The following is a 13,077-nucleotide window of genomic DNA, read 5'->3' as shown; positions in this document are numbered from 1 at the left end:
TACGTTTATTATGAAGCCTGTCACTCGCTATTATTTAGCGCTTACCGCCTGCCTTTTCGGTATAGGGGCGACCACGACCGAGGCTATTGCTGCTGAAAACCAATGTATGACCCATGCTGAGGCACAAGCCTTGATGGAAACAGCGCTTCCGGGGTTGCTGCATGGGGCTAATATGCAATGTTCTTCTGTTTTAGGAGAACAGGCCTATATGGTAAAACAGGAAGCGGTTCTAAGTGAACGCTTCCGCCGAGAAAGTGCCCCCGACTGGCCCAAGGCCAAACTGGCACTTGATCGGCTGGCGGGCAATGCTGTTGCTGATATGGGGGATGACGGGAAAAGAACAGCCATTGAATCTATGGTTGCTGAAACAGTTAGTCAAAAGATGAAGCCACAATCCTGTGGGCTTATCAATAGTCTATTGCCTTCAATTGCGGATCAATCTGCCAACCGCATCAGTGATATATCTGTATTAGCTTTCACTTTAGTAAAAAAAGTAGGCAAAGTAGGGCCTATTTTACCATTTGATATTTGTTCTGGAGATTAAATCGATGACTATGGACGATAATCAGACCAATGGTGCAGTCCCTCCTGTGTCTTCTGATCCACATAAAGAATCTCCGACACCTTCTTCTGAAGCTTCTGAAAAGATGGAAGAGGAAATTAAGCATATCGAAGAAAACCAGACTGCTGAAAAAAATCACTTTAATCTTCCGATTGAACTGGTTACTCGCGCTAGTCTGGTCATTGATGCTAATCGTGCGGCCGGACAGCGTATAGCTGTCGCTGAAAGCTGCACGGGTGGTTTGGTCATGGCAGCCTTAACGGAAGTTGCCGGTGCTTCTGATGTTTTCGAAGCAGGGTTTGTTACCTATGCTAATGAAGCAAAAATAGATCTCTTGAATATCAGTCAGGACGTTTTGGAAACCTTTGGTTCAGTTTCACTGGCGGTTGCTTGGGCAATGGCCCGCAATGCTGTTGAAAAAAGCAATGCAGACATTGCCGTCGCTATCACCGGTATTGCCGGACCTACTGGGGGTGACGAAAGAAAACCTGTTGGAACCGTCGTCTTTGCTCGTGCTAGACGGGATGCTGACCCTAATGAAGTCGTCGCAGAGCAAAAGTTTTTTGGTAATCTTGGCCGTTCAGAAATACGCTTACAGGCGGCTTTAAGCGCGCTTAATCTTTTGATGCCTGATGCTTCTATTTCTCACTAAATAGGATCAGGACACTGCTGGATCAGTTTTTTGCCCATAAAGATTATTGGCGCGATCTTCAAAAGCTGTAGCCATTCGTTGAACAGCACGATCAAAAAATTGTCCTGCAATGGCTTCAAATATCCGTGATTTAAAAGAGAAATCTACCATAAAATCCAGTCGGGTTCCCCCCGACGGATCGGGGATAAAATGCCATTCATTATGCAAATGCGATAAGGGACCTTCTATATAGTCAACTTTTAAATGATGAGGGGAATCCAGTATAATATGAGAAGTAAAACTTTCTCGTAAGGCTTTAAAACCTACGATTAAATCTGCTAACATTGACTTCTCATTACTGGAACGCACACGAACGGCTATAATCCATGGTAAAAATTCGGGATATTGTTTGACGTCTGCAACCAAATCGAAAAGCTGTTCCGGCGTGTAGGGCAGGATTTTAGATTCTGCATAATGGGGCATTAAAAAGCCTCTCCCTGTATTTTTTCAGCATTATTCGCTAATTTTTTCATTCGAGCTTCTTTAAGACGCCTAAAATCCGCCCCTGCATAATAGCTGGAGCGGGTTAAAGGCGATGCGGCTACCATGGAAAAGCCCTTTGCCCGTGCAGTCGCTGCATAAGCCTTGAAATTCTCAGGGGGTACAAATTCGCTGACTTCGACGTGATTGGGCGTTGGCCGTAAATACTGCCCTAAAGTAAGAAAATCGATATCGGCTTGTCGCATATCATCCATTACCTGATGGACTTCTAAACGCGCTTCACCCAAACCCAGCATCAATCCTGATTTTGTAAAAATAGAAGGGTCTCGTTCCTTAACCTTCTCTAATAGACGTAATGAAGTGTAGTATCGGGCACCGGGACGAATAGTGGGGTAAAGACGAGGAACCGTTTCAAGATTGTGATTAAAAACATCAGGATGTGCTTTTACAATAGCATCCAGTGCCGCTTCCGGTTTGTTCCGAAAATCAGGGGTTAATATCTCGATGGTTGTTTCTGGTGTACGCGCTTTTACGGCTTCGATTACTTTTACAAATTGAGACGCGCCCCCATCTTCCAGATCATCCCGATCTACCGAAGTAATAACAATATGTTCCAATTTCATTTCAGCGGCAATATCCGCGACATGTCCTGGCTCCATGGGGTCAACTTTGTCAGGTAGACCCGTTTTTACATTACAAAAAGCACAAGCACGGGTACAAATTTCTCCCAAAATCATAACAGTAGCCTGTTTTTTAGTCCAACATTCTCCGATATTGGGACAAGCGGCCTCTTCACAAACCGTGGATAGACCTAATTTCCGGATCACTCCCTTTGTTTCCGTAAAAGCCACGCCACCGGGTGACCGGACGCGAATCCAATCCGGTTTAGTACGAAATGAGGAACCAGAAGTCTGGCTACTTGTTTTTTCTGAGGGGGCAGGAATCTTAGTCATGTTTCTTTATTTAGCGATACCTTTCGTTACTTGCCACCCCGCGAAGAGATAGGCACAACAGAATTATCAATTTTTCATTCTACGAAGAAAGATTTTTTCTATGATTGATTTTCAAAAACTTATTATGGGGTATCAGCGTTTTCGGAGTGGTAATTGGATTCAACAGCGGGAAAATTGGGAACAGTTATCTAAAGGTCAAAATCCCAAAGTACTTTTAATCGCTTGTTCCGATAGTCGCGTAGATCCTGCACAAATTTTTGATACCAATCCAGGTGAAATCTTTGTCGTACGTGTCGTCGGTGCATTAGTTCCCCCTTTTGAAAAAGAATTAGGCTATCATGGGGTATCTGCCGCTATTGAGTATGCTGTAACCAAATTAGAGGTGAGCGATATTTTAGTCATGGGGCATGGTGCCTGTGGTGGTATTAAAGCTTCTTTAGAAGGTACAGGCAGCGAAGATGAAGAAGACGATTTCTTTATCAAAAGTTGGATTGCGCTTCTGGATCAAGCACGGGACAAGGTCGTCGCAGAACATGGGCATGGTCCAGATACCGCTTGCAAATTAGAACATGAAGGCGTTCGTACCAGTCTTAAAAATTTGAGAAGCTTTTCTTTCGTAAGAGACCGTGAAGAAGCAGGCAAATTAGATTTACACGGAGCATGGTTTGCTATCGAAAGTGGTTCATTACATCTTTTAGAACCTAATAATGATGAATTTATCAGCCTTTAGTTCCCAACAAGAAAAATGAGACGTTTCTCTTCCTTTGGAATAGCTATTTTAGCTATGCTGATGATTTCCATAACTTCTTTTTTCATGGGGCAAACCCTCCTTCAAATGGGTTTTGCCTCTGTTCTAGTCATCAGTCAGGGCTTGGCTGCGTGTATTTTAATCGGGATACAAGGCCGTCCACCTTCACTTACTTCTAAAGAGTGGATCTATGGAGGACTTGTAGGCTTATTACAATCTAGCGCATTTTATTTGGAAATTTCCGGTTTAATGCGCATAGGGCCTCACCAAACGGCTGCTATTATGGCAAGCATGATTGTTATTGTCGTTTTTTTATCCCTTAAACGTCAATTTTATGAGGCCCAAAATTTCCGCTTATTGGCAGCGGCCTCAATCGCTTTTTTCGCCTTGGTCTTTTTAGCACAACCAATCTTACCTTGGTCTTTTGATTTTGGTCAGATCCTCGTTTTTGTGGCAGCTATCAGCTATGCGGTTTTCTTATTCTTAAATGGTCATGCCTTAAAAAGATTAGGCCTTAATCCGCTATCTCTGGCGATCATAAGCCTGTTAACGCAGACGCTTCTTGCTACGCCTGCGGCTTTTTACTTTTATCATGGCATAACCTTTAATCTGATCTCCTTCATAGAATTACTGATATTAGCAGTTTTTATCGCCATAACCCAGTTTGCTTTTAATAAAGCGCAGCAAGCTTTACCTGTTTTTTCAATGGCTTTAATCTTGTGCTTGGAACCCTTAGTAAGTGCGCTCTATCTTTTAATAACACAAAAATCACTTCCTCGATTTTGCATACCGGCGGCGCTGCTCTTACTGTTAGCTTTTATGTTGGCTAAACCTTGGCGAGACTATTTCGATCAGGAAATAGTTTCTCTTTCTGAAAGAAAGTTCTAAAAAAATAAGGCCTGTTTTTGAGCAAGCCTTATTTTTTCTATAAAAAACTAAATTATTCTTTACTGACCAGCCACCATCATACCCTCTATTCGCAAAGTTGGCACTTCTGTTGAGCGCCGGAATCGCAAATCATTAGCGGCAACTATATTCATAAACATATCTTTTAAATTAGCCGCAATAGTAATTTCAGCGACGGGTTCTGCTATTTGACCATCCCGAATAATAAAGCCAGAAGCACCACGGCTATAATCACCTGTAATCAAATTGACCCCGCTACCAATCATTTCTGTGACATAGAGGCCTTCTTTTATATCACTCATTAAAGCCGCCGGTGTTTCTTTTCCGGCTGCTATATAGAGATTACCGGTTCCAATAGAAGGTGGCCCCCCTACCCCACGACGCGCATGCCCTGTTGGGACCTTATTAAGCTGCCGAGCAGCAGCTGAATCAAGTAGCCAAGTTGTTAAGCGCCCTTGGTCAATAATATTAAGCGGTTTTGTTGGTAAGCCTTCACCATCAAAAGCCCGTGAAGCTAATCCTCGTTTTCGGAAAGGATCTTCCTTTACAGTGATAGCTTCATTAAAAATATTCTGATCCAAACTATCCAATAAGAAGCTCGTTTTTCGCGTAATAGCACTCCCACTGATGGCCTGTATCAAATAGGATAAAAAGCTGCTTCCAACACGAGGGTCAAATACGATAGGCATCTGCCCACTGGTCAATCGCTGTGGATTTAAGCGTGCAATGGCGCGTTCACCGGCTCTTTTACCAATTTCAGCCGCGGGATCGAGATCTTCAAAATAGCGTGTCGTATGGAAATCATAGTCACGCTGCATAGTGTTACCTTGTCCGGCAATAACACAAGCAGAACAGCCATAGCTGGAGGCACTATAACCCCGAGTAAAACCAGTGCTGGTTGACATAGCAAAAATTGTGCGGCCTGCACTAGCAGACGCGCCTTCACTATTGGTAACACCTTCTACTGAACGCGCGGCATCTTCGCTCGTCAAAGCCAGTTCGCGTAAAATAGCAGGGTCAATTTCCCGACCATCATCATTTTCAAGATATGCCAAGGCCCCCTTCATCAGAAGTTCTTTGGGAGCAAGGCCTGCCCATGGATCTTCCGGTGCTTCCCGTGCCATGGCTATCGCTCTTTCCACAAGGGCTGAAAGAGCCTCTTTTGAAAAATCAGAAGAGGAAACACTGGCTGAACGCTGACCAACAAATAATCTCAGCCCTATTTCAGCACCTTCTGAGCGTCCAACATCCTCTAACTGGCCTAAACGCACCGAAACATCGGTTGAACGGCCTTCCACAAAGATAGCATCCGCCGCATCTGCGCCGGCTCGACCTGCCGCAGCTACCAAATCAGCTGCATATTCTTCCGCTTGCGATATCGTCAACATACTTATGGAATAAGCGATCATGCCCCTAGATAACAGAGAATTTTTAGAAAAAATTACCCCTTTTTCACACTATTTCTAGAGAAACAGGGAAAAGAGGGGCTAAAATTTTTAAAAGTTAAAAACTTAATATTTCGATGATATTCTTATTTTCCACCAATCGACATTGTTTGAGGATCAGCTTCTGCTTCCGTAATAGTTGCTAAATTGTGACCACGATAGGTGCCGGTCTGGGCTTTCAAGAAAGCTACTATATCATTGATGTCCTGTTCTGGAATACTGCCTTTACGCGTCTGATAGCGTACCATAACTTTCACCGCATCTTCCAATGTTTTTGCGCTACCATCATGGAAATAGGGTGCCGTTAGCGCAATATTGCGTAGGGTTGGAACATTAAAACGATGCCGGTCAAGATCATTGTGGGTCTGGGAGAAACGGCCAAGATCAGCATCCGTCGGATGTCCTCGTTTCCCGAAATAATCGCCTTCTAGCCCCATGATTTCAAAGCTTTGCCCACCCATCTCTTTGCCTACATGGCAAGACGCACAGCCTAAATCTTGAAATAAAGCATAACCACGCTTTTCCTGTGCTGTAATAGCGTGATCGTTCCCTTTCAAATATTGATCAAAGCGGCTATCGGGCGTTACCAATGTTGCCTCATAAGCGCCAATAGCATCGGTAATACGTTCTTTATCGATGGTACTATTACCATATACCTGAGTGAAAGCCGCTTTATAGCCCGGTTGATCCGCTACACGCTGGCTTACTTCTGTCCAGCTATGGGAGCCCATCTCAACAGGATTCATAATTGGGCCTGCCGCCTGATCTGGCAGATCTTTAGCTCGTCCGTCCCAAAACTGTAATTTGTTATATACTGAATTATATACGGTAGGGACATTAATTGGCCCTTTTTGGCCGCCGATCCCTGTCGCCGTTACTAAATTATCTACACCGCCCTTGTTAAGGCCATGACAACTAGCGCAATTCAGGGTGCCATCACCAGAGAGCTGCTTATCAAAAAACAGCTGCTCACCAAGGGCAATTTTTGCTTTATTAGAAAAATCTGCGGCGGGAATAGGTTGGATAGGCGCATCTAAAAATTGACGAGCGACACCTGCCGTATCGTAATTTTTAATCCGGGTTGCCCCAATCCATTCAAGCATTGCTTTTTTGCCATTTTTGCCTAACGCGGCATGCCAATGCATAAAGAGATACAGATTAGGCGGCATCATATTATGCTCGACCACGTATTGAATACGCGCAAGAGATTCTTCATCTACAGGTTCGCCCTTTTCCAATGCAGTCAAAACAGGCTGAATTTGAAAATGGCGCAGTCCCTCCTCTATATCATGCTGCATTAACTGTTTTGCGACAGGAAGGCTGGCATAAAAAGGTAATTTAGCCTCTTTGCTATGACAGTAATCGCAGCGCGCTTCTGCAATAGTGGCAAAGGCGGCCTTAGCTTTTGGATCATTATGGGTAGGCGAAGAATCAGAAAGTTTAGGCGCTGTCTTGTGATCATAATGGACAAGATAAGAGGTGGTTGCCCCATAGGCTACTATCGCTAAAACGACAGCAGATCCCAGTAAAGCCTTAATATTCATGCAAACACCCCACTTCTTATATCTTGAATATCACTATGGCTTATCCAATAGGATAGCTTTAAAAAGCGATATTTGTTTTTATTGACTTAAATAAAAATATCTTAATCTCACTTAAGAAAATTTTATTATAATTATTGGCGGGCACGCTACCAAAAAGTTAATCCTGTTCCAAGTTTTAAGCCCCGAGACTCTTGCCCGCACTTAATTCATATAGGACAAATCTTGTAATATTTTTCCTAATTTCAGAAATTGAAAAAATTACAAATACATTCGTAAAAAAAATTTTTGAATAAAAACAGAAAAATCAAAGAAAGTTAAAGCACTAAAAAATCTAATAAAAATCTAATGATAAATTAAAATCTAAGGGGCAGCCTCCTCAAAAAAGGCTACCCCTTATAAAAAGCTATCCATCAAACTAAGGTTTTTATTTTACCCACTGATCAGATGTATAACCCTGAGCATAAAGAATAGTTGTCATATCACCATAGCTGATATGGGCATCTGACATAGAAACCGTACGGGGTTTGGCATGATAAGCGACACCAAGCCCGGCAGCTTGTATCATCGGAATATCATTGGCACCGTCGCCCAAGGTTATACTATCTTCAATGCTGATATTATACCGTGCGCATTCTTCCAGCAGAATCTCTTTCTTGGTTTCTGGCCCCAAGATCGGATCCAAAACACGACCGGTCAAGGTATCACCTTCGACTTCCAGAGTATTAGCAAAAGCTTTTTCGAAGCCGATCTCTTTTGCAACCGGAATAGCAAAATCAAGAAAGCCGCCGGATACCAAAAAGCAATGGGCACCATTGGCGTTCATCGTTTGAATGAGGGTTTTGATTCCCGGTGTTTGATGAATGCGATCCCGATAACATTCTTGAATAACCGAGGTTTTAAGACCGGTTAAAAGTTTCGTTCGCGCTTTCAAAGATTCCTCAAAATTCAGTTCTCCGCGCATGGCACGGATAGTGATATCTTCCGATTCTTTTCTAAAACCAGCATAATCGGCTAATTCATCCATGCACTCATCCTGAATCGCGGTTGAGTCCATGTCTGAAATTAATAATTTCTTACGCCGATGGGCTTCCTCTTGAACAAAAACGTCCACATCCGTTGTAAAATCGAATAAGGCGCTTCGTGCATCGGTAAGGCTAATATTTTCCAAAGGCACATCAACCGCCTTTTGAGACTCTAACCATTTAATCGCTCCCGTTTTTCCGCCCTTAGCGGCTAAAAGCGATTTTGCTTGATCAAGAGCATCTACGGGCAAGGATTTTGCTGCTATCAGCGTAGCAATGAGCATATCCGAATCTCCTAAAAAACATCCAGTTCTCCTCATCGCAGGCCCGACCGCAAGCGGCAAGTCGCAATTAGCGATTGCCATGGGAATGAAAAAGTCCGGCATTATTATTAATGCGGATGCTTCGCAATTATATAAAGATCTCCGTATCTTAACCGCACGACCGAGCCAAGAAGACGAGGCTTTGGTACCGCATCGCCTATTCGGCATTCAGGATGGTGCTCAACCGGCTTCAGCTGTTTTTTGGGCAGAATTAGCGAAGAAGGAAATTAAGAAAGCCCACGAAAAAGAGATGTTACCCATCCTTGTCGGGGGCACAGGGCTTTATATTCGTACACTTTTAGAGGGTATTGCCCCCATACCCGATATTGATCCTGACATTAGAACTTATATTAGAAAGATGAGTGTTGAAGAAGCCTATGCTGCCTTAGAAAAAGAAGATGCGGTGGCAGCGCAAAAACTCAATCCAATGGATAAGACACGCATTATGCGGGCCTTAGAAGTTGTCCGATCTACGGGAAATACACTTTTTCATTGGCAGAAAAAGAAAAAAGGTGGTATTGCTGAAGAAATAAAACTTCACTCGGCGATAGTTATACCACCTGCAAATGTCTTGAGAGCGCGATGCGATAAAAGATTTGATCAAATGTTGGAACAAGGCGCCGAGAAAGAAGTTAATAACCTACTAGCACGTCGATTGCCGGAAGAGCTCCCGATAATGCGTGCTATTGGCGTAAGAGAAATAACTTCTTATCTGAAAGGTGATATTGATCGATTAACAATGATCGAAAAAGCTAAAGCAGCGACCCGTCAATATGCAAAAAGGCAACGAACATGGTTCCGTCACCAGACAAATGAGGCATGGATAAAAATTTTCGATGACATCGATTTTAAAAAAATTGATGATTTCGCAACAAAATTGTTATCTATGTTGTTGACCTGAATAGTTTTATTCTTTTAAGGCCATGCTCCACTATTGCTGTTTTAAGCATCGCTTCATTTTTAGCCTCTTAAAATAACAAGGCTATAAACTGTCCATGATTATGGTTTTCCTACTCATGGCGTCTTCGAAAAGGAAAAAAAGCATGTGTCGCCAACTCAGCGGCGCCGCTATTGTTCTTGAAACCCTCAAGGATATGGGTGTCGATCTGATCTTCGGCTATCCCGGCGGAGCAGTACTCCCCATTTATGATGCCCTTTATCAGGAAGAAGGCATCCGGCATATTCTGGCGCGCCAAGAAGGCGGCGCCGTTCATGCAGCTGAAGGCTATGCACGATCAACCGGTAAACCCGGCGTCGTGATGGTTACCTCTGGACCAGGGGCCACCAACGCCGTTACTGGCATTACCGACGCTATGCTTGATTCCATTCCGCTTGTCGTTTTCTCTGGTCAGGTCGCAACCAATCTGATTGGTACCGATGCGTTTCAGGAAGCTGATACGATCGGGATTACACGCCATTGTACCAAGCATAATTATCTGGTGCGTGATCCTAAAGAATTAGCACAAACTATTGTTGAAGCTTTCCATCTTGCCACCTCTGGTCGTCCGGGCCCAGTGCTTATTGATCTTCCGAAAAATGTTCAGACGGCGGTAATTGACTATGTCAAACCCGATTTGAATAAACGGATGCATCGGGGCTATCGTCCAAGAATGAAGGCAGACCCCTCTGAGATATCAAAAGCCTTGGAAATGCTGTCTCAGGCAAAAAGGCCTATATTCTATACGGGTGGTGGCATTATCAACTCTGGTCCCGAAGCGAGTAAAGCGCTTAGGGAATTGGCAGAAGTTACAGGCGTACCTGTTACCTCTACTCTGATGGGATTGGGGGCTTTCCCTGCGTCCTCTCCTCAATGGTTGGGTATGCTGGGTATGCATGGCACCTATGAAGCCAATTATGCTACCCATGAAGCGGATCTGGTCGTTGCCCTTGGAAGCCGTTTTGATGATCGTGTAACCTGCCGCGTGGACAGCTTTGCACCTCATGCCAAAAAGATTCATGTTGATATAGATCGCTCTTCTATCAATCGTATTATCCGTGTTGATTTACCGATTGTTGGGGATGTCGGCTCTGTTATGAAAGACATGGTTACGCTTTGGAAAGAAAAGCGTTATCAGATGCAGGACATCTCTGCATGGTGGGTTCAGATTGACGAATGGCGTGCTAAACAATGTCTGAATTTCCGCAACAAAGGCAACGAAATCATGCCTCAACAGGCAATTCGTCGTCTGTGGGAAGCCACCAAAGATCGCCATCCGATTGTCTCTACCGAGGTAGGACAGCATCAAATGTGGACGGCGCAATATTTTGGTTTTGATGAGCCTAACCACTTCCTGACTTCAGGGGGATTAGGCACCATGGGCTATGGTTTCCCGTCTATCATCGGGGCTCAAGTCGGTAATCCAGATAGTTTATGTATAACGATCGCTGGAGAAGCTTCTTTCCAGATGAATATTCAGGAAATGGCCACTGTTGCGCAATATCGGTTGCCGGTCAAAATTTTCATCTTGAATAATCGCTTTATGGGAATGGTACGTCAGTGGCAGGATCTGCTTTATGATCATCGCCGTTCCCAGAGTTATTCTGAAGCTTTGCCTGATTTTGTTGCGCTTGCTAAGGCCTATGGCTGGCATGGTTTGAGAATTGAAAAGCCTTCCCAGCTTGAAAATGGTATTAAGACAATGTTGGATACGCCCGGCCCTGTCTTGGTAGACTGTCAAGTGGCACAGTTAGCAAATTGTCTTCCTATGGTACCTCCTGGAGCCGGTCAGACAGAAATGCTTATGGAATCAGATATTCCTGATAATCATATTCAAAAGCAGGATTATGCCGCTTCTGCTACCTCAGCAGCCTCTATACGCGGTTAAGGCTTAAGGAATTTACACATTATGGATAACGGAGAAGTGATAGAGCGCCATACGCTCTCTATCACTGTTGATAATGTTGCCGGTATTCTTGCCCGCATTTCGGGCATGTTCTCTACCAGAGGTTACAATATTGAAAGCCTAACGGTTGCTGATGTTACTAAAGACAACACAATAAGTCGGGTTAGTATTGTTACGAGTGGCCTTCCTCATGTTATCGACCAAATGGTGCATCAGCTTGATCGGCTACCGCCTGTTCATCGGGTAGTCGATTTAACCGCTGTTGGCCCCCATGTAGAGCGGGAATTAGCCCTTATTAAAGTGGTTGGTGTTGGGGATAACCGGATCGAAGCGTTAAGGCTGGCCGAGGTTTACCACGCGCGCGTAGTGGATGCGACTATCGCCAGTTTTATTTTCGAAGTAACCGGCACAACAGAAAAAGTTGAAAAATTTCTCGAATTAATGGGTGAATTGGGGTTGGTTGAAGTCGCCCGCACAGGTATTGCCGCTATGGCGCGCGGTCGGGATGCCTTTTAACACCACCCCGTATTCGTGCCTTGAATTAGAATAGGAAAGAAAATGAAAGTTTATTACGACAGTGATGCCGATATTGGGCTGATCAAGTCAAAGAAAATTGCCGTCCTTGGTTATGGCAGCCAGGGCCATGCCCACGCGCAAAATCTGCGTGATTCTGGCGTTGCTGAAGTCGCTATCGCGCTCCGTCCTGATTCTTCTTCTATAAAGAAAGCACAGGAAGCCGGCTTCAAAGTGCTGACCAACGCAGAAGCTGCAAAATGGGCAGATATTCTGATGATTCTGGCACCTGATGAACATCAGGCTGCTATTTATGCTGAAGATCTGAAAGATAATCTTCGTCCTGGAAGTGCTATTGCCTTTGCTCATGGTCTCAACATCCACTTCGGTTTGATTGAACCGCGTAAGGATATTGATGTATTCATGATCGCACCAAAGGGTCCAGGTCATACGGTTCGTTCCGAATATGTCCGTGGCGGTGGCGTGCCTTGCCTCGTTGCTGTTGCACAGGATGCCAGCGGAAATGCCCATGACATCGCCTTGGCCTATGCTTCTGGCATTGGTGGTGGTCGTTCAGGTGTCATCGAAACTACTTTCCGTGAAGAAGTAGAAACCGATTTATTCGGTGAACAGGCTGTTCTTTGTGGTGGTTTAACCGCGCTTATCACGGCGGGTTTTGAAACCCTTACCGAAGCTGGCTATGCACCGGAAATGGCTTTCTTTGAATGTATGCATGAAATGAAACTGATCGTGGATCTGATCTACGAAGCCGGTATTGCTAACATGCGCTATTCAATTTCTAACACGGCAGAATATGGTGACATCGTATCTGGTCCACGTGTGATCAATGAAGAATCTAAGAAAGCGATGAAAGCTATTTTGGATGATATTCAGAGTGGCCGTTTTGTCAGCAAATTCGTGCTTGATAACCGTGCAGGCCAGCCAGAGCTGAAGGCTGCCCGTAAGCGTATGGCTGCCCATCCGATCGAGCAGGTTGGTGAGCGTCTGCGTAAAATGATGCCATGGATTGCAAGCAACAAATTAGTTGATAAAGCCCGCAACTAGTTTTTAGCGATCTTACTTAAA

The 13,077-nt window shown here is 44.3% G+C and carries 13 protein-coding genes; 8 read left to right on the top strand and 5 right to left on the bottom strand.

Annotated elements, in window-relative coordinates; translation table 11 throughout:
* The first annotated feature begins 10 nt into the window (after positions 1–10).
* Together ZYMOP_RS00855 and ZYMOP_RS00850 are read left to right on the top strand one after the other, a co-directional pair.
* Entirely contained in the window at positions 11–544 is a 534-nt protein-coding gene (locus ZYMOP_RS00855; RefSeq protein ID WP_013933471.1) for a hypothetical protein, read from the top strand.
* Between the two features lie 103 nt (positions 545–647).
* A complete protein-coding gene (locus ZYMOP_RS00850; protein WP_252507463.1) occupies positions 648–1,214 on the top strand; it encodes a CinA family protein in 567 nt (188 codons plus the stop codon).
* 6 nt (positions 1,215–1,220) lie between these two features.
* Here ZYMOP_RS00850 and ZYMOP_RS00845 read toward each other — a convergent pair whose 3' ends face one another.
* Both ZYMOP_RS00845 and lipA read right to left on the bottom strand, forming a co-directional pair.
* Positions 1,221–1,676: a type II toxin-antitoxin system RatA family toxin gene (locus tag ZYMOP_RS00845; protein ID WP_013933469.1), complete on the bottom strand. Its 456-nt coding sequence runs from the start codon at positions 1,674–1,676 to the stop codon at positions 1,221–1,223.
* On the bottom strand, positions 1,676–2,647 hold the full coding sequence (lipA, locus tag ZYMOP_RS00840; RefSeq protein ID WP_013933468.1) for a lipoyl synthase: 972 nt from the start codon (positions 2,645–2,647) through the stop codon (positions 1,676–1,678). The genes ZYMOP_RS00845 and lipA overlap by 1 nt, the downstream gene beginning before the upstream one ends.
* A gap of 100 nt (positions 2,648–2,747) precedes the next feature.
* Here lipA and ZYMOP_RS00835 point away from each other — a divergent pair, with 100 nt between their 5' ends.
* Entirely contained in the window at positions 2,748–3,377 is a 630-nt protein-coding gene (locus tag ZYMOP_RS00835; protein ID WP_013933467.1) for a carbonic anhydrase, read from the top strand.
* Between the two features lie 15 nt (positions 3,378–3,392).
* The gene (locus tag ZYMOP_RS00830) at positions 3,393–4,283 is read left to right on the top strand and encodes a DMT family transporter (protein ID WP_013933466.1); all 891 of its coding nucleotides are present in this window, start codon (positions 3,393–3,395) and stop codon (positions 4,281–4,283) included.
* A 59-nt stretch (positions 4,284–4,342) separates the two neighbouring features.
* Here the strand turns inward: ZYMOP_RS00830 and ZYMOP_RS00825 are convergent, their stop codons facing one another.
* The 3 genes from ZYMOP_RS00825 to serB form a co-directional block, all read right to left on the bottom strand.
* Positions 4,343–5,689, bottom strand: a complete 1,347-nt coding sequence (locus ZYMOP_RS00825; RefSeq protein ID WP_041581611.1) for a TldD/PmbA family protein — start codon at positions 5,687–5,689, stop codon at positions 4,343–4,345.
* 143 nt (positions 5,690–5,832) lie between these two features.
* A complete protein-coding gene (locus tag ZYMOP_RS00820) occupies positions 5,833–7,290 on the bottom strand; it encodes a cytochrome-c peroxidase (protein WP_013933464.1) in 1,458 nt (485 codons plus the stop codon).
* A 424-nt stretch (positions 7,291–7,714) separates the two neighbouring features.
* Positions 7,715–8,596, bottom strand: coding sequence for a phosphoserine phosphatase SerB (serB, locus tag ZYMOP_RS00815; RefSeq protein ID WP_013933463.1), 882 nt, complete (start codon positions 8,594–8,596; stop codon positions 7,715–7,717).
* Here serB and miaA point away from each other — a divergent pair.
* The 4 genes from miaA (at position 8,589) to ilvC (ending at position 13,056) form a co-directional block, all read left to right on the top strand.
* Entirely contained in the window at positions 8,589–9,536 is a 948-nt protein-coding gene (gene miaA, locus ZYMOP_RS00810) for a tRNA (adenosine(37)-N6)-dimethylallyltransferase MiaA (protein ID WP_013933462.1), read from the top strand. The genes serB and miaA overlap by 8 nt on opposite strands.
* 142 nt (positions 9,537–9,678) lie before the next feature.
* Positions 9,679–11,460, top strand: coding sequence for a biosynthetic-type acetolactate synthase large subunit (ilvB, locus tag ZYMOP_RS00805; RefSeq protein ID WP_013933461.1), 1,782 nt, complete (start codon positions 9,679–9,681; stop codon positions 11,458–11,460).
* A 21-nt stretch (positions 11,461–11,481) separates the two neighbouring features.
* Complete coding sequence (ilvN, locus tag ZYMOP_RS00800; protein ID WP_013933460.1) at positions 11,482–11,994, top strand: acetolactate synthase small subunit; 513 nt, start codon at positions 11,482–11,484, stop codon at positions 11,992–11,994.
* A 42-nt stretch (positions 11,995–12,036) separates the two neighbouring features.
* A complete protein-coding gene (ilvC, locus tag ZYMOP_RS00795) occupies positions 12,037–13,056 on the top strand; it encodes a ketol-acid reductoisomerase (protein WP_013933459.1) in 1,020 nt (339 codons plus the stop codon).
* Positions 13,057–13,077 lie beyond the last annotated feature (21 nt).

The sequence above is a fragment of the Zymomonas mobilis subsp. pomaceae ATCC 29192 genome (assembly GCF_000218875.1).
GTDB lineage: Bacteria > Pseudomonadota > Alphaproteobacteria > Sphingomonadales > Sphingomonadaceae > Zymomonas > Zymomonas pomaceae.
Note: the sequence above shows the minus strand (reverse complement) of the source record. Positions and strands in the feature narration are given on the sequence as shown.